This window comes from Bacillus sp. R45 (genome assembly GCF_021729365.1).
Lineage (GTDB): Bacteria > Bacillota > Bacilli > Bacillales > Bacillaceae > Bacillus > Bacillus velezensis.
In genome coordinates this window covers 1,224,576-1,240,097 of sequence record NZ_CP091421.1, presented here as the reverse complement: position 1 = coordinate 1,240,097, position 15,522 = coordinate 1,224,576, and the positions used below count along the sequence as shown (strand labels likewise).

Here is a 15,522-nt window from a genome sequence, read left to right as displayed (position 1 = left end):
CTTTTTGAAGGATAAGCTTAAAAGATTATACCCGGATTTGTCCGTTTCCTTTGATGATGATTTTTGTAGATGTTAACGCCGGAAGTCCCATCGGCCCTCTCGCGTGAAGCTTTTGCGTGCTGATGCCGATCTCGGCTCCGTATCCGAATTCAAAACCGTCCGTAAACCGGGTTGAAGCATTATGATACACGGCGGCGGCGTCAACGGCGGTCTGGAAGTAAGCCGCATGCTCGGCGTTCTCCGTCAGAATGGCTTCTGAATGGTTTGTGCCGTACTGCTGAATGTGGCGGACCGCCTCCTGTACGTCCTGCACCGTTTTTACACTGAGAATCGGCGCCAGGTACTCCGCTCCCCAATCGGCTTCTTCTGCTTGTTTCGCTTGAGGCTCCAGTCCGCAAATCACCTGGTCTCCTCGGAGCTCAACCCCTTTTTCTGTCAGCTGATTCAGCAGCTTTCGTCCGTGTTCTTCGGCCCATTTTTCATGAATCAGAAGAGATTCAATCGCATTGCAGACCGAAGGACGCTGTGTTTTGGCGTTGATGACGACCTCGCTTGCCATAAGGGGATCTGCTGACTCATCTATGTACACGTGGCAATTGCCCGCTCCGGTTTCTAAAACGGGTACGGTTGATTCCCTGACCACAAGATCAATTAAATTTTTACCGCCGCGCGGGATCAATACATCCAGCCCGTCATTTAATGTAAAGAGCTGTTTGGCGGTTTCTTTGCTTGTATCTTCGATGAGCTGAACGGCATCAATCGGAAGCTTTGACAGCCCCAGTGCGCGTTTCATCACATTGACAAGCGCTATGTTGCTGTGGATGGCGGAAGAACTTCCTCTGAGCACAACCGCGTTTCCGGTTTTCAGGCAGAGTGTGGCCGCGTCTACGGTAACGTTCGGTCTGGCCTCATAGATCATGCCCACTACTCCGAGGGGCACGCGGATCTTTTCAATAGATAATCCATTCTCTTTTTGAATGGTCTCCAATGATTCACCGACGGGATCTTCAAGACCGATTAGCAGTTCCACGGCGTCCGCGATATCGAGCAGGCGTTTTTCATCAAGCGTCAGCCTGTCAATAATGTCAGCTGTCAGTCCTCTGTTCCGTCCCGCTTCAATATCTTTCTGATTCTCTGTTAAAATAAGCCGGCGTTCATTTCTGAGTCCGTCTGCAATACATTGGAGCGCTTCATTTTTTTCAGCCGTCGTTTTCATGACCATTTCGGCAGCCGCTTCTTTTGCCAAAGCTGCTTTTTGCAATACTTCACTCATTCGTGTTCCCCCTCGTCAAATAAATTCACCCAATCATCTCTGTGAATCACTTCCACCTGCTTCGTTCCTGAAAGCTGGTCGCTCCGCTTCCCTTTGGCTTCTAAAATTTCATCGGATGAGTACTGCGTCTGCCCTTTGCCGATAATGCCGCCGGGCCCTCTGACTTCCACTACGGCTCCTTTCGGAAAACTGCCGCAGACATCGGCGACGCCGGCCGGGAGGAGACTTGACCCGTTATGGATCATCGCCTGCTCCGCTCCCCCATCAATGATGATTTCCCCTGATATCGGAGAATGAAACATGATCCATTGCCGTGTATTATTCACTGAGGACAGGTCTTTATCGCCGATATAAGTGCCGTCGCCTTTTCCGTTTAAAATCACCATCAGTTTTTCACGTCCGGAGCCGGTTCCGATAAACACCTTCACCCCGAGCGACAATGCGGTCTGAGCGGCGAGAAGTTTTGACTTCATGCCTCCGGTGCCGACCTTTGAGCCTGCTGACCCGGCATATCCGAGCAATTCAGGTGTGATGTCATTCAGATAGTCAAACCGCTTTGCGTCCGGGTTTTCATTCGGATTGGCATCGTACAGCCCGTTAATGTCTGTGAGAATCATTAATTGGTCTGCATGAATCAAACCGCTTACAAGCGCCGACAGCATGTCGTTATCACCGAACGTCAGCTCTTCGACTGATGTGGAATCATTCTCATTAATAATCGGCACGACGCCGCGCTCCAACAGTTCCATTACAGTGGCATAGGCATTTCTGTACCGCTCTCTTTTTGAGAAATCATTTCTTGTTAATAAAATTTGTGCCGGCGTCAGACCGTATCCTTTTAAATGGTCCATATATTGCTGCATTAAAAGCGTCTGGCCGACTGCGGCAGCTGCCTGTTTTCCTTTTATCGTAACGGGTCGCGACGGATAGCCGAGAGCGGAAAAACCCGCTGCCACCGCGCCTGAGGTAATGAGGATCACTTCATGCCCGTTTTCTTTTAATAAAGAAATGGCTTCCGTATGTTCCTTGATTTTTGCTTCATCAATACTTCCGTTACTGTTGGTGAGCGAGCTGCTCCCGATTTTCACAACAATTCTTTGTTTTTTCATCGTTTCTCCTCCGTGGCAATCAATCCAAACCGGCTCTCGTCAATAAAAAAAGCCCATTCCGTCCTGAAAAATAAGGACGAAATGGGCTTTCCGTGGTACCACCTTGTTTGAACGCGTTTTTCACGCGTCCCGCTTTCCTGTAACGCCAGGTATCGCGCCTGAGTTTTCCCCTCAGGACTCCAAGGCAGGTTCGGCAGGTTTCATGCGGCAAAATGTTTCAGCGGGCCATTTTGCTCTCTGTCACAGAAAGTTCTGCGTACTGATCCTCTTCAACGCTCAATGATTTTTTTATATTATGCAAAGAAAACAGGTTCTTGTCAAGACATTTTCATCCATAAAAAACAGCCCGCCTCCCCGGCGGACCGTCATTAATTAAATACGATCGTTTTGTTTCCGTGAACGATGACACGGTCTTCCAGATGCCATTTTACGGCTCTTGCCAACACGCTCCGCTCAATCGTTCTGCCGATATTCTTCAGATCCTCTGCGTGATCTCTGTGATCGACGCGTTCAATATCCTGTTCAATAATCGGCCCTTCGTCAAGGTCGTCCGTCACATAGTGAGAGGTCGCGCCGATTAATTTCACTCCGCGCTCATAAGCCCGTTTATACGGATTAGCGCCGATAAAGGCCGGCAGAAATGAATGGTGGATGTTAATAATCCGATTCGGATGGGCAGATACAAAATCAGACGTCAAAATCTGCATGTAGCGGGCAAGAACGATCACATCAATCTTATACTGCTCCAGCAGTTCAAGCTGGCGCCGCTCCACTTCAGCGCGGATGTCTTTGTTAGCTTTCATGTAATGGAACGGAATATTCAGCGGCTCGACCACTTCTTTCGCCTCTTCATGGTTGCTGATGACGACCGCAATTTCGGCCATCATATTGCCGCTTTGCCATTCCCAAATCAGTTCATGAAGGCAGTGCAGCTCTTTGGATACAAAGATCGCCACTCGCTTCAGCTCACTTGCCAGAGAGAGGCTCCATGTCATGCCGAATGTCTGGGCGATTGAGGCGAACGCCTGCTGTAAATCCTCCTTTTTCTCACGAATGCCCTTGCAGTCGAATTCGATCCTGAGAAAAAAACGTCCGCCTTCAGGGTCAGTCGTATATTGATTTGATTCAATAATATTCGCGCCGTGTTCAAACAAAAACGCGGAAACAGCCGATACAATTCCCGGCTGATCGGGGCAGCTGACAAGCAGGCGCCCTTTTTCCTCATTACCGCGGCGGTATTCTTTCAGCCGCTGTGTCATATATGAATTCATCTGTTTTAATCCCTCGTATCTTCATAATTCGTAACTTATTATAGATTATACTGAAAATTTGATAAAAATCAATTTACGAAAGAATTTTCAGCCCTACGGCTGCGCACAAAATAAGCGCAATGAAAAAGATGCGCTTCGCATCCTTCTGCTCGCCGTAGAAAAGAATGCCGGCTAAAGCGCCGCCCGCCGTGCCGATACCGGTCCAGATCGCATAGGCCGTGCCCATCGCAATCGTCTCCATCGCATAAGAAAGCAGGGAAAAAGAAGCCGCAAAGCCGACGATTATGAAGAGAATCCACTTGACTTTCTTTTCTTTTTGAAATTGATTCATTAAAATGACCCCGAGCATTTCACAAAGACCCGCGGCTATCAGACTTATCCAATGCATTACGCCTTCTCCTCCTTCGTCTCAGGCTTATCCTGTGTGACCAGCTTTAATCCGATGACACCGATCAGCAAAACGCCGATCAGCACGATTTTTACCGGATCGGCCTGTTCTTTGAAAAGCAGGATTTCACTGAGCACGGTGCCCGCTGTCCCGAGTCCGGTAAAGACCGCATATACCGTTCCTACGGGCAGGCTGTCCGTCGCCTTGATTAATAGATAAAAACTGATGATGATTCCCGTAATCGTGCCGCCCCACGTCAGTGCCGAATCAGCATGTTTCAGGCCGGTGACCCATACCACTTCAAATACGGCCGCTATGACCACTAAACCCCATTTCATGTTCTTCATCCTTTCTGTTTCCGGGCAATACAAAAAGCCCGGAATAGTCGTCTCACATGAGATTGACTCTCCCGGGCTTTTTTCCCTCCGTGTGCATATGCGGGATATGTCCGCATATGTGTTTTCTCTCGGACCAGGCCATGTATGAACATGCGGAACCCTAGAAAACATGTCTGTTCGTATCATACTACATTTCGCCGAAACGTTCAACGTCAGATGTGATGTCAAATACCGTCAGCCGCCTCTCCCATTTGGTAACGGTCTCACCGGGCACCATGCCGATTTTTTCCGCGACGCGGACGGAGGCAGCATTTTCCGGATCAATCAGCGCCGCTATGCGTCCGTATTGCTGCGTATGAAAACCGTAGTCCAGACAGGCGTTCGCCGCCTCTGTCGCATAGCCGCAGCCCCAGCGGCAGCGGGCAAACATATAGCCGATTTCCATCAAAGTGTTTCCGTTTACCGTCTGCGGAACGATTCCGCATTGACCGAGAAATGCGCCCGTCACTTTATCCTCTGCGATCCAAAGACTGACGCCGTATCCTGCGGCCAATCGTTTGTTCCAGGCAATCCATTCCTTCGTTTCCCGTCTGCTTTTAAGAGAAGGATAATATTTCATGACCTCTCTGTCGGTAAACAGCCCGTACAAATTGTCTTCATCGTCATCCCGCATAGTCCGCAGACGGATACGCCCGGTTGTCAGGATGGTGCCGGAAGACTTATGTTTCATCATGCACGCCACGTCTCCTTTCCCTGTAATAAATTATGGACCCGGCAGGAAAAGTCCTTTTTCAGCATAAAAAAACCGCTTTTAAAAAAAGCGGTTTGACGATTACCAAGGTTTATCTGTTCCGAGCGCCTCGGCCAGGGCCTTGCTGTGTTTTAAGCGGTTTTTTCGTTCTCCGGCGCGCTGAACGGCCGTATTGTGAAGCATGATTTCTTCCTCGGTTTCCGGCACGATCCGCGGAACGGGCACCGATTTCCCGTTTGAATCGAGCGCGACGAATGTCAGAAACGACGTTGCCGCAAGCTCGCGTTCACCCGTCATCAGATGTTCTTTAATGACTTTGACAAACACCTCCATAGACGATGTGCCGACCCATGTGACGTAGGATTCAAGGCATACGGAATCCTGTTGGCCGATCGGGCGCAAAAAATCCACAGAATCCATTGAGGCCGTGACTGTTTCACATCGGCAGTGGCGGGCCGCGGAAATTGAAGCGATATCATCAATATAGCTCATCAGCTTTCCGCCAAACAGCGTATTGTGATTATTCGTATCAAGCGGAAAAACCCTGCTTGTCTTGACAACCCTTGTTTCTTTGCAAAATCTTGATTCTGGAAACTTCATATTATTTAAACTCCCCTTTGGTGTCTGGTCGTTTTGACATTTCATCTGTACCCTATTAAACAATACTTTGATCGTTTTGTCTAAAATTTTAAATATTAAGTTGGTTAGATATTCTATCAGGTATGTTTCATTATTCATCACATCCGGGAATAATAAACGCACATTGAATACCGATAGGAGGATATCACATGGACGTATCCATTCCCAAATCCACGCGGAAACCGGCTTGCCGCAGTGAGTTTGATGCTTTGCAGACAGTCATCTTATGCCGGCCGGAACACATGACCATCAAGGATATTATTAACGGAACGCAGAAACATTTCAAACAAGAAAATATTAACATTCCCGTTGCCCTCAAACAGCATAGTGAGTTTATTGACATTTTAAGATCTCATCAGATTGAAGTCGTCCTGCTGCCTGCCGATCCCGCTTTGCCTGAGCAGGTATTCACCCGGGATATCGGATTTGTCTTAGGCGAGACAGCGTTTATTTCAAACATGGCGGCTTCAGTCCGGCAGGGAGAAGAAAAAGTGTTTCAAGACCTGCTTGACGATAAGAAAATCCCTTATACGCGACTGAAAAAAGCGAACATTGAAGGCGGCGACATCTTGATCGCAGACGGCACCGTTTACGCCGGGCTGAGCAAGCGTACGGATAAAGCGGCTGTCCGCGAGCTGCGGGAGGCGCTGCCGGAGATGACTGTTGTGCCGATCCCTCTCAAGGAGGATTTCTTACATTTGGACTGTGTATTTAATATGATCTCGGAAACGGAAGCGCTATACTGCAAAAATGGCTTGCGGCAGAAAGAAATTGATCTTCTCGCCGAACGTTTTGAGATGATAGAAGTGCCTGAAGAAGAGCAATTCACGCTCGGCCCGAATATCCTGTCAATCGGCAATCAGACAATTATCAGCCTGCCGCAGCACCGTCATACGAACCGCGAGCTCAGAAAAAGGGGTTATACGGTCATTGAAACCGAGTTTTCCGAAATTATCAAATCAGGCGGTTCCTTCCGCTGCTGCACCTTGCCGCTTGTCAGAACATCTTAAACATTTACAAGGCAGTTTCCTTCAAGATACGTTAATATAGAGAAGACAAGACTCTAAAGGGGGAAACCGAATGGCTAAGTACATAGGATACACGGGAACATATACAAAAGGCGGAAGCGAAGGCATTTATTGTTTTGAACTTGATACAGAAGCGAAAAGACTCAGCCGGCCGAAGCTGGCAGCAAAGCTCGGCAACCCGACATACGTCACTCCGAATTCTGATAACAGCATGCTGTATTCCATTGAAAAAGCAGACGGAAAAGGCGGCGTCGCAGCCTATCAGATTCATCAGAACAGCGGGGAATTAACGTTTGTAAACCACCAGCTGATTGAAGGCCCGTCTCCATGCCACGTCAGCATTGATGATAAACATGAATATGTGTTAACCGCTAATTACCACAGCGGAAAAGTGCACGCCTTTCCCGTCAATGAGGACGGAAGTCTGCAGGAGCCGGCTGCCGAAGCCGCTCATACGGGAACAGGTCCTCATGAAAGACAAGAGAAGCCGCATACCCATTTCGCTGGCTATACACCAGAGCATAACTACATTGCAGCCGTCGATTTAGGGACGGATACGCTGTATACGTACCAAATGAAAAACGGTTCGCTCACAGAGGTGAAAACTCACTCTTTCGCACCGGGTTCAGGGCCGCGCCACATCGTTTTCCATCCGGCGGAAAAATACGCCTATGTCATGACGGAAATCAGCAATGAAGTCATCGCGCTTGAATACAACCCGACCTTAGGTGAATTCAGAGAGCTGCAGGTCATTTCCGCTTTGCCTGAAGGCTTTACGGACAAATCGCAAGGCAGCGCAATCCGCATATCTAAAGACGGCAGATTTCTTTATGCCGCCAACCGCGGACATGACAGCATCGCCATCTTTAAGATCAACCAATATTCCGGTGAATTGTCTCTTATTGAATGGGTGCCGACAGAAGGCAACTGGCCGCGTGATTTCGCGTTTGACCCTTCCGAGACATTCCTTGTCGCGTCAAACGAAGAAACGGGAAATCTGGTTTTGTTTGAACGTGATCCGGAAACAGGCAAATTGACTCTGCTTCAATCCGACATTCCGGTTCCGTATCCGGTCTGCGTGTCATTTCTGCATCAGGTTTAATCAAAAAGAAAGCTGACTTTATATTGTCAGCTTTCTTTTTTGTATAAATGGCAGGCGACAAAACGCCCCGCCTTCACTTCTTCAAGCTCAGGCGTTATCTTACCGCAGAGCTCCATCGCTTCAGGACACCGCGTCCTGAATACACAGCCGCTCGGCGGGTTAAGGGGGCTCGGCAGCTCCCCTTTCAGAATAATCCGTTCACGCTTGTCCTCAAGAAGCGGATCAGGAATCGGGATTGAGGATAAAAGCGCCTTCGTATAAGGGTGAAGCGGTTCCCGGTAAAGCGCAGCGCTTTCTGTTATTTCCATCATGCGGCCCAAATACATCACGCCGATCCGGTCGCTGATATGCTTGACCATTGATAAATCGTGGGCGATAAATAAAAATGTCAGCCCTTTCTCTTTCTGAAGCCTTTTTAAAAGGTTGACGACCTGAGCCTGTACCGACACATCCAGCGCGGAAATCGGCTCATCCGCCACGATAAATTCGGGATGCAGAGAGAGCGCTCTGGCAATCCCGATTCTTTGCCTCTGTCCGCCGCTGAATTCGTGGGGATACCGGCTGCCGAAATCCGGATGGAGCCCGACAGCTTCAAGCAGTTCATCCGCCATCATCATACGGGCTTTTCTTGTATTGTAAAGATTGTGGATTTCCATCGGCTCCATAATAATTTCCCTTACAGTCAGACGCGGATTTAACGAGGCGTAAGGGTCTTGGAAAATCATCTGCAGCTTGCGGAAGAAGACCGACCGCTGTTCGGCCGCGGCACGGTGTATATCCGTCCCTTCATATGATACCGAACCGGCCGTCGGGTCATACAGACGGAGAATAACTCTTCCGAGCGTCGATTTACCGCATCCCGATTCTCCGACAAGTCCGAATGTTTCCCCTCTTTTAATGTGAAAGCTGACACCGTCGACTGCTTTTACGGCTTTCTTTCTTCCTGCGTCAAAATGCATTTTCAGCCCGCTGACTTCAAGGAGCGGAGATGCCGTCATTTTCTATTCCCCCTTTTCGCTTATACAGCGGCGTACGGTGCATAATTCTTTTTCATAGATCGTTCCTTCCAAGGACAGCACTTCGATTGTTTTTCCCGTTTTCGGGGAGTGCAGCATTCGGCCGTCTCCCAGCGCCAAACCGACATGGTGAATCGCGCCTTTTCCTTCTTCATAGGCGAAAAACAAAAGGTCAGCCGGCCGGATATCGTTTACCGCCGCGCCGCACCCGGCTTTTGCTTGGTCCTTTGCATCACGGGGAAGGGTATAGCCGTTTGCTTTAAATATCGAATACATAAACCCGGAACAGTCAAACCCGAAACCGCTCAGTCCTCCCCATAAATACGGAAGCCCGAGAAACATCATGCCCGTTTCGATGACATCGGCCGCCCGTCCTTCCGTATGCCGGCACTCGTCTGCGTCAGCTTCATTTACGAACCGTTCTCCGAGAGGCGTCACAACCCGAAAAAAGCCTTTCTCACGTCCTGATGCCGGAAGACGCGTTAAGAAACTTACTTCCAAGTCCGGTTCGCCGTTAGTGTGATATAAAAAAGCTGTCGGTTTGGTAATCCATACGGCGGGCGAAGATGAAAAAAAGCCGTCTTTTGAAAGCTGGCTTTTTTTTATCCAGCCCGGATATCCGCGCGCATCCTTGTTTGAGGGCTGGCCGGGAACGGCGACAAAAGCCCATTCCCCTTCCTCTTTGAGAATGATCACCTCTTCCCCGAAAAGCGCTTGCGTTTGGACAAGGTTGTCTGTGCATAATTGCAGCCGCTCTTCATATCCCATAGACGCTAACCATTTTCTGATCTGCGGCGGGTTTTCAAGCACCGGCGCATCATACGAACGGGGAGATGACGGCATCGTCCATACGTTGGCTGCCGCCGCTGTAACGGCTGCTCTCATCTTTTCGCCTCCTCTTGTTTCGACACCCCGGTAATGCCGAGACCCGGTTCATCGGGAATCGTAATCTGACTGCCGCTGTATGTGATGCCGCCTTTAATCAAATCATCTTTCAGCATAAGCGGCGCATCAAAATCAAACCTTGTCACATTCCGTTTGCCCGCGGCAAAATGAGCCGCGGCGGTGATGCCGAGCTTGGTCTCAATCATGCTGCCGACCATGCATTCCACGCCGCACGTTTCGGCCATCGCATTGATTGTTTCCGCCTGCTTTATGCCGCCCGCTTTCATCAGCTTAATATTGATTAAATCGGCGCTTCTCGTCTGCAGCACGCAAAAGGCCTGACGGGGAGTAAAGACGCTCTCATCCGCCATAATCGGCGTGTCTACGGCATCGGTGACCTGCTTCAGCCCGGCGATATCGTCTTTATGAACAGGCTGCTCGACTAGCTCAATGCCGAGGCCGGCGTCTTCCATCTTTCGGATCGCAGTCACGGCTTCTTTCGGCGTCCAGCCTTGGTTGGCGTCCAATCTCAGTTTGACGTTTCCGCCGACACGTGATCTGATCGCCTGAATCCGGGCAACATCGTCCGATATGTCACCTATGCCGACTTTTATCTTTAAAATATGAAATCCTTTGTTCACATAGCGGTCTGCATCCCCCGCCATCTCCTCAGGAGAATTGACGCTGACGGTAAAATCTGTTTCCAGTGTATTCCGATAGCCTCCGAGAAGCCGGTAAAGCGGCTGTCCGTGCATTTGCGCCCATCCGTCATATACAGCCATATCCACCGCGGCTTTTGCGCTTTGATTTCTTTCCAACAGCCGGCTGATATCATACAAAACAGCTTCTATGCCGGAAAGGCTCCGCCCCAAGAGAGCGGGCTTCAGCACATCGCGGACGGCGCTTTCAATACCGTCCGTGCTGTCGCCTGTAATGACAACCGTCGGCGGCGCTTCGCCCCAGCCGGTCAGACCGTTGTCAAATGTGAGCTTCACAATGACCGATTCAGCATTGTAAACCGTGCGCAAAGCGGTCTTAAACGGCTTTTTCAGCGGCACGGACATCCGTCCCGTTTGAATATCTGTAATCCTCACGCCTGATCACTCCCTTCCGGAAACCCCCGATTCAATCGTTACCGCTTTGGCCGCCGTATCCATAACCGCGCGGGCTCCGATCGGAACGGCGAAGCTCGGTGAACAATGGCCGATTTTAAAGCCTTTGAGCGCGGGCTTCCCTGATTTGACAATGTAATCGTTCAGCACTTGCTCTAAAGTAAGCGACTTTTCTTTATGCTTCGGTTCGCATTGGTGAAAATCACAGACCAGGATTCCGGCTGCGTCTGACAGTTTTCCGGCCATCTTTAATTGATTCAGCATTCTGTCGATTTGGTACGGCTCCTCATCAATATCCTCGATAAACAGCAATTTGTCTTTCGTATCAATTTCAAACGGCGTGCCGAGTGTGGACGTAATGAGCGACAGATTGCCGCCCGCAAGCTCTCCCTCGGCCCTTCCGCCTGTCAGCACCTCCAGCGGAGAAATGTCCTCCGTATAGGTGAATTCCGTTTCTGTAAAAAGCTGATGATACGACGCTTTTGTCAGAGGATCAGCATCTTCAAGCCCGACATCCGTGCTCAGCATCGGGCCGTGAAATGTGACGAGCCCCGTATTTTGATGAATGGCGGTATGTAAAAACGTAATATCGCTGTATCCCCAGAAAATTTTCGGATTGCGGCGGATTAAGCCGAAATCGATGTCGGCGGCAATGCGGCCCGTGCCGAATCCTCCGCACGCGCATATCACCGCTTTGACATTCTGATCACTAAACATATCATGGAGATCATCGAGGCGCGCCCGGTCTTCTCCCGCCAAATAGCCGTGACGGGTCTTCAGCGCCCGGCCGAGTTTCACTTGAAGGCCAAGCTCATTCTCTAAAAACAGCAGCGCGGTTTGCAGCGTCCCGCTCTCAGGCGGGCTTGCGGGCGCAATCACACCGACCGTGTCGCCTTTTTGCAGTGCTTTCGGTTTATGGTTCATGACTTTTTCAATCTCCTTTCCGGATTGAAAAGTGAAACACGCCGCTCCTTTAACGGCAAAAGAGCGGCATATGTTTCCGCTGTAAGATCAGGACTTTTCCGCCCATTTCAGATCAATGTAACCGACGGGGTGCCGGACAATGCCCTTCACGCCGCTGTTCTGCAGATGCACCTGATTGTAAAAGTAAATCGGAATGATCGGAGCCTCGTTCATGAGCAGCTTTTCCGCTTTATGCATGAGCGCAAAACGTTTTTTGGCATCGGCTTCCTGTTTTGCCTGCTTGATGCAGCCGTCGTATGCCGCGCTGCCCCAGCCGGTGCGGTTCATGGAATTATCCGTTTGGAAAGCCTCAAGAAAACTGATCGGATCTGCGTAATCCGGTAAAAATGAGCTTTGAGAGAACTGGAACTTCAGTCCTTTCTGCTCTTCTAAAAAGACGTTCCATTCCATATTGGCGAGTTTAACGTCTATACCGAGCACACTTTTGAGCTTCTGCTGAATCGCTTCCGCTATTTTCTTATGCTCCGGTTTTGTGCTGTATGTCAATGTAACGGCGGGCAGCTTGTCATAATGCTCTTCTGCCATGCCTTTTTCTAGCAGTTTTTTGGCTTCTGATTCATCCGGAGTTAGTAAACTGCCGCCCGCTTCGCGGAAATCTTTCCCGTCAGGCTGAGTAAATCCCGGGGATACAAAGGCATGTGCCGGCTTTTCACTGTTTTTGGTCACATAATCCGTGATTTCTTTCTGGTCAATCGCTGCCGCGAACGCTTTTCTGATCTTTTCATTTTGAAACGGCTCCATTTTAACGTTAAAACGATAGAAATAGAGTCCGGCCTGATCCCACGTGCGGACATTTTTTCCTCCCATCAGCTGCTCGCTCAGCTCTGCCGGCACAAAGGCGGTATCCAAATCCCCCGACTGGAACATCTGATAGTCGGTATTCCGGTCACTGACCATCGCCCATGTCACTTTATCCAGTTTTACCGTCTTTTTATCCCAATACGTCTCGTTTTTGACCATCGTCATGCTGTCGTCATGCTTCCATTCCGTCAGTTTGAACGGCCCGTTGCCGACAAAAGTTTTTGCTTCAGTGAACCATTTCGGATCAGCCTTGGCGACCTTCTCATTAATCGGGAAATACGCCGGATTGGACACGACGCTCAAAAAATAATCCTGCGGGGCCGCCAATGTGACGACAAGCGTTTTTTTATCCTTTGCCGTGACTTTCACGTCTTCTTGTTTGCCTTTTCCGCTGTTAAATTCTTCTCCGCCTTTGATCATATAGCCGAGAAAAGCGGAAGATGCGCCCGTTTTCGGATCGAGCATCCGCTTCCAGGCGTACACGAAGTCTTCCGCCGTGACGGGATCGCCATTTGTCCATTCGGCGTTATCTCGGATATTGAAGGTATATGTCAGCTTATCAGCGGACACCTTCCAGCTTTCCGCCATGGCCGGTTCGGGCTTATTATCTTTTCCGAGCCTCGTCAATCCTTCCATGATGTTATTCAACGGCTGCCAGGAAACATTATTAAATCCGATCGGCGGATCAAGTGAGGTCGGCTCATTTTCGTTATTGAGCCGCAGCACCGTCTCTCCCCCCTGTTCTTTTGCTTTGCCGGGTTCTGTCCCCGCCTGTTCATTGGCTGTACAGCCCATCAGAGCAAACGAAACAACAGCAATCACACCAATCGCCCATCTCTTTTTCATTTCAATCCCCCTTTTTCCTCTGCTGCAGTCAGCTGCTGCTTCAGCCGCTCTGCACGGTGATCCTGAAGCCAGCAGTTGACGATATGGCTTTTGGATTTCACGGTTGTTGCCGGGTATACCTTTTCACAGACGATCATCCTGTCCGGGCAGCGGGCGGCAAACGGGCAGCCCGGCGGCGGATCAAATAAATCAGGCGGCGTCCCGTCAATCGGCGAAAGCTCACTATCTTCCATATCCAGCCGCGGCACTGAACGAAGCAGCCCCTTTGTGTATGGATGAGCCGGACGGTAAAAAATATCATGCCTCGTGCCGATTTCGGCGATTTTCCCCGCATACATAACGGCGACTCTGTCGGCGGTCTGAGCGACGACGCCGAGATCATGGGTGATCAGAATAATAGACACGCCTGTTTTTCTTTGAATCTTCTTAAATAATTCAAGGATTTGTGCTTGAATTGTCACATCAAGAGCCGTTGTCGGTTCATCGGCGATCATAATTTCCGGCTCGCAGATCAGAGCCATCGCGATCACGATCCGCTGCCGCATGCCCCCGCTTAATTGGTGGGGGTACTGCTTCAGGCGGGATTTCGAGTCCGGGATACCGACCAGATCCAGCATGGCGAGAACCTCGGATTCAGCTTGTTTTCTTGTCATGGCGCGGTGTTCCAACAGCGCTTCTGAGAGCTGATCCCCTATGGTCAAAGTCGGATTGAGCGCCGTCATCGGGTCCTGAAAGATCATAGAAATATCGCGCCCCCGGATTCCCCGCATTTCCCGATCCGACATTCGGCAAAGGTCTTTCTGTTTAAATTGTATGCTTCCGGATTCAATCTTTGCCGAATGTTTCGGAAGAAGACCCATCACGGCTTGTGACGTCACGCTTTTTCCGCATCCCGATTCACCGACGATCGCAAACGTTTCACCTTTATATAAATCGAAGCTGACGCCTCTGACGGCTTTTACAGTGCCTCCGTATGTTGAAAAAGTAACATGCAGATTTTGAACGGAAAGAACTTGCTGCGCCATTTTTCCTACCTCCTCAGTTTCGGGTCTAACGCGTCCTGCAAGCCGTCTCCAAGCACGTTAAACGCGTACATCGTTAAGGAAATGAAAAAAGCGGGAAAAAACAGCCGCCACCAATGGCCTGATAAAATCGCCGGCAGCCCGTCGTTTGCCATGACTCCCCAGCTTGCAAACGGCGCCTGAATGCCGAGTCCGAGAAAACTTAAAAATGATTCCGCAAAAATCGCCGCCGGCACCGTCAGCGTCATTTGGACAATAATGGCTCCCATCGTATTCGGCAGCAGATTTTTCTTAATGATCCGAAATGTTTTCGCTCCAAATGTTTTCGATGCCAATACGTGTTCATCATGCTTCATCCTCAGCACCTGCCCTCTCACAATCCGCGCCATGCCGACCCATCCCGTCACTGTCAGAGCGACGATAATGGAACTGAGCCCCGGCCCCATCAGCACCATTAACAAAATGACAACGAGCAGATAAGGCAAACCGTAGAGAACCTCGATGATTCTCATCATGGCGCTGTCTGTCCGGCCCCCTTTGTAGCCGGCGACGCCTCCGTAGATAACGCCGATCAAAAAGTCGATCAGCGCCGCCATCACACCGACAAATAAAGAGATCCTCGCTCCGTACCACGTTCTTGTAAACACGTCCCGGCCAAGTTCATCGGTTCCGAACCAGTGTGAAAAAGACGGCGGAAGATTCTGCTCGGCGAGCGTCTGCCTTGTCACGCTGTGCGGTGATATCAGCGGGCCGAACACAGCCGCTAGAAACAGGCAGCATAATATCACAAGTCCGGCCATCGCCAATTTGTTCTTTTTAAGCCGCCGCCACGCATCCTGACTGTAAGACAGGCTCGGACGCTTGACCGACTCGGTTTCACCCTTTCTTTCCGCGCCCGGCTGAAACCAGTCATCAGGCACTTCTGTGTGTTTTACCGTTTCTTGCGGGAGATTCATC

Annotated in this window: 16 protein-coding genes, 1 riboswitch and 1 other annotated feature; of the genes, 2 read left to right on the top strand and 14 right to left on the bottom strand. The window is 50.1% G+C overall.

The annotated features are described in order from the left end of the window. Nucleotides 1–25 precede the first annotated feature (25 nt). The 7 genes from proA to L3V45_RS06455 all read right to left on the bottom strand — a co-directional run bounded on the left by proA (nucleotide 26) and on the right by L3V45_RS06455 (nucleotide 5,730). Entirely contained in the window at nucleotides 26–1,273 is a 1,248-nt protein-coding gene (proA, locus tag L3V45_RS06485) for a glutamate-5-semialdehyde dehydrogenase (RefSeq protein WP_025851754.1), read from the bottom strand. After that, on the bottom strand, nucleotides 1,270–2,382 hold the full coding sequence (proB, locus tag L3V45_RS06480; protein ID WP_236837308.1) for a glutamate 5-kinase: 1,113 nt from the start codon (nucleotides 2,380–2,382) through the stop codon (nucleotides 1,270–1,272). Before proB ends, proA begins: the two co-directional genes overlap by 4 nt. 69 nt (nucleotides 2,383–2,451) lie before the next feature. Beyond that, nucleotides 2,452–2,664 (bottom strand) — a binding site (T-box leader). Nucleotides 2,665–2,750: 86 nt separating this feature from the next. Continuing rightward, complete coding sequence (gene purU / locus L3V45_RS06475) at nucleotides 2,751–3,653, bottom strand: formyltetrahydrofolate deformylase (protein ID WP_003154764.1); 903 nt, start codon at nucleotides 3,651–3,653, stop codon at nucleotides 2,751–2,753. A 73-nt stretch (nucleotides 3,654–3,726) separates the two neighbouring features. Beyond that, on the bottom strand, nucleotides 3,727–4,041 hold the full coding sequence (locus tag L3V45_RS06470; RefSeq protein WP_003154765.1) for a DMT family transporter: 315 nt from the start codon (nucleotides 4,039–4,041) through the stop codon (nucleotides 3,727–3,729). Then, nucleotides 4,041–4,379 carry a DMT family transporter gene (locus L3V45_RS06465; protein WP_003154767.1) on the bottom strand — a complete coding sequence of 113 codons (339 nt, stop codon included), beginning with the start codon at nucleotides 4,377–4,379 and terminating at the stop codon, nucleotides 4,041–4,043. Before L3V45_RS06465 ends, L3V45_RS06470 begins: the two co-directional genes overlap by 1 nt. A gap of 66 nt (nucleotides 4,380–4,445) precedes the next feature. Then, a riboswitch (guanidine-I (ykkC/yxkD leader) is annotated at nucleotides 4,446–4,554 on the bottom strand. Nucleotides 4,555–4,566: 12 nt separating this feature from the next. Then, entirely contained in the window at nucleotides 4,567–5,112 is a 546-nt protein-coding gene (locus L3V45_RS06460; RefSeq protein WP_014304873.1) for a GNAT family N-acetyltransferase, read from the bottom strand. 99 nt (nucleotides 5,113–5,211) lie between these two features. Continuing rightward, entirely contained in the window at nucleotides 5,212–5,730 is a 519-nt protein-coding gene (locus L3V45_RS06455) for an acyl-CoA thioesterase (protein ID WP_236837307.1), read from the bottom strand. 188 nt (nucleotides 5,731–5,918) lie between these two features. On the opposite strand from L3V45_RS06455, the gene L3V45_RS06450 reads away from it, so the two are divergent. Continuing rightward, entirely contained in the window at nucleotides 5,919–6,779 is an 861-nt protein-coding gene (locus L3V45_RS06450; protein WP_003154774.1) for a dimethylarginine dimethylaminohydrolase family protein, read from the top strand. A 70-nt stretch (nucleotides 6,780–6,849) separates the two neighbouring features. Further along, on the top strand, nucleotides 6,850–7,899 hold the full coding sequence (locus L3V45_RS06445) for a lactonase family protein (protein WP_014304870.1): 1,050 nt from the start codon (nucleotides 6,850–6,852) through the stop codon (nucleotides 7,897–7,899). Nucleotides 7,900–7,925: 26 nt separating this feature from the next. On the opposite strand, the gene L3V45_RS06440 is transcribed toward L3V45_RS06445, so the two are convergent. The 7 genes from L3V45_RS06440 to L3V45_RS06410 form a co-directional block, all read right to left on the bottom strand. After that, nucleotides 7,926–8,897, bottom strand: a complete 972-nt coding sequence (locus L3V45_RS06440) for an ABC transporter ATP-binding protein (RefSeq protein WP_003154776.1) — start codon at nucleotides 8,895–8,897, stop codon at nucleotides 7,926–7,928. A gap of 3 nt (nucleotides 8,898–8,900) precedes the next feature. After that, nucleotides 8,901–9,800 (bottom strand): C40 family peptidase, encoded by a 900-nt coding sequence (locus L3V45_RS06435; protein WP_069473364.1) that lies wholly within the window; start codon nucleotides 9,798–9,800, stop codon nucleotides 8,901–8,903. Next, nucleotides 9,797–10,864, bottom strand: a complete 1,068-nt coding sequence (locus L3V45_RS06430; protein WP_178091949.1) for a dipeptide epimerase — start codon at nucleotides 10,862–10,864, stop codon at nucleotides 9,797–9,799. Before L3V45_RS06430 ends, L3V45_RS06435 begins: the two co-directional genes overlap by 4 nt. 36 nt (nucleotides 10,865–10,900) lie before the next feature. Next, nucleotides 10,901–11,836: a S66 peptidase family protein gene (locus L3V45_RS06425; RefSeq protein ID WP_007407244.1), complete on the bottom strand. Its 936-nt coding sequence runs from the start codon at nucleotides 11,834–11,836 to the stop codon at nucleotides 10,901–10,903. Between the two features lie 87 nt (nucleotides 11,837–11,923). Further along, on the bottom strand, nucleotides 11,924–13,543 hold the full coding sequence (locus L3V45_RS06420) for a peptide ABC transporter substrate-binding protein (protein ID WP_003154780.1): 1,620 nt from the start codon (nucleotides 13,541–13,543) through the stop codon (nucleotides 11,924–11,926). Continuing rightward, nucleotides 13,540–14,568 (bottom strand): ABC transporter ATP-binding protein, encoded by a 1,029-nt coding sequence (locus tag L3V45_RS06415; RefSeq protein WP_015388346.1) that lies wholly within the window; start codon nucleotides 14,566–14,568, stop codon nucleotides 13,540–13,542. The genes L3V45_RS06420 and L3V45_RS06415 overlap by 4 nt, the downstream gene beginning before the upstream one ends. A 5-nt stretch (nucleotides 14,569–14,573) precedes the next feature. Continuing rightward, complete coding sequence (locus tag L3V45_RS06410) at nucleotides 14,574–15,521, bottom strand: ABC transporter permease (RefSeq protein ID WP_024085201.1); 948 nt, start codon at nucleotides 15,519–15,521, stop codon at nucleotides 14,574–14,576. Nucleotide 15,522: the final 1 nt, after the last annotated feature.

Coding starts and splice junctions, on each gene's coding strand:
- L3V45_RS06425 (WP_007407244.1), bottom strand. CDS start 11,836: ATGAACCATAAACCGAAAGCACTGCAAAAAGGCGACACGGTCGGTGTG.
- L3V45_RS06415 (WP_015388346.1), bottom strand. CDS start 14,568: ATGGCGCAGCAAGTTCTTTCCGTTCAAAATCTGCATGTTACTTTTTCA.
- L3V45_RS06450 (WP_003154774.1), top strand. CDS start 5,919: ATGGACGTATCCATTCCCAAATCCACGCGGAAACCGGCTTGCCGCAGT.
- purU (WP_003154764.1), bottom strand. CDS start 3,653: ATGAATTCATATATGACACAGCGGCTGAAAGAATACCGCCGCGGTAAT.
- L3V45_RS06470 (WP_003154765.1), bottom strand. CDS start 4,041: ATGCATTGGATAAGTCTGATAGCCGCGGGTCTTTGTGAAATGCTCGGG.
- L3V45_RS06465 (WP_003154767.1), bottom strand. CDS start 4,379: ATGAAATGGGGTTTAGTGGTCATAGCGGCCGTATTTGAAGTGGTATGG.
- L3V45_RS06440 (WP_003154776.1), bottom strand. CDS start 8,897: ATGACGGCATCTCCGCTCCTTGAAGTCAGCGGGCTGAAAATGCATTTT.
- L3V45_RS06420 (WP_003154780.1), bottom strand. CDS start 13,543: ATGAAAAAGAGATGGGCGATTGGTGTGATTGCTGTTGTTTCGTTTGCT.
- L3V45_RS06435 (WP_069473364.1), bottom strand. CDS start 9,800: ATGAGAGCAGCCGTTACAGCGGCGGCAGCCAACGTATGGACGATGCCG.
- L3V45_RS06430 (WP_178091949.1), bottom strand. CDS start 10,864: ATGTCCGTGCCGCTGAAAAAGCCGTTTAAGACCGCTTTGCGCACGGTT.
- proB (WP_236837308.1), bottom strand. CDS start 2,382: ATGAAAAAACAAAGAATTGTTGTGAAAATCGGGAGCAGCTCGCTCACC.
- L3V45_RS06460 (WP_014304873.1), bottom strand. CDS start 5,112: ATGATGAAACATAAGTCTTCCGGCACCATCCTGACAACCGGGCGTATC.
- L3V45_RS06410 (WP_024085201.1), bottom strand. CDS start 15,521: ATGAATCTCCCGCAAGAAACGGTAAAACACACAGAAGTGCCTGATGAC.
- L3V45_RS06455 (WP_236837307.1), bottom strand. CDS start 5,730: ATGAAGTTTCCAGAATCAAGATTTTGCAAAGAAACAAGGGTTGTCAAG.
- proA (WP_025851754.1), bottom strand. CDS start 1,273: ATGAGTGAAGTATTGCAAAAAGCAGCTTTGGCAAAAGAAGCGGCTGCC.
- L3V45_RS06445 (WP_014304870.1), top strand. CDS start 6,850: ATGGCTAAGTACATAGGATACACGGGAACATATACAAAAGGCGGAAGC.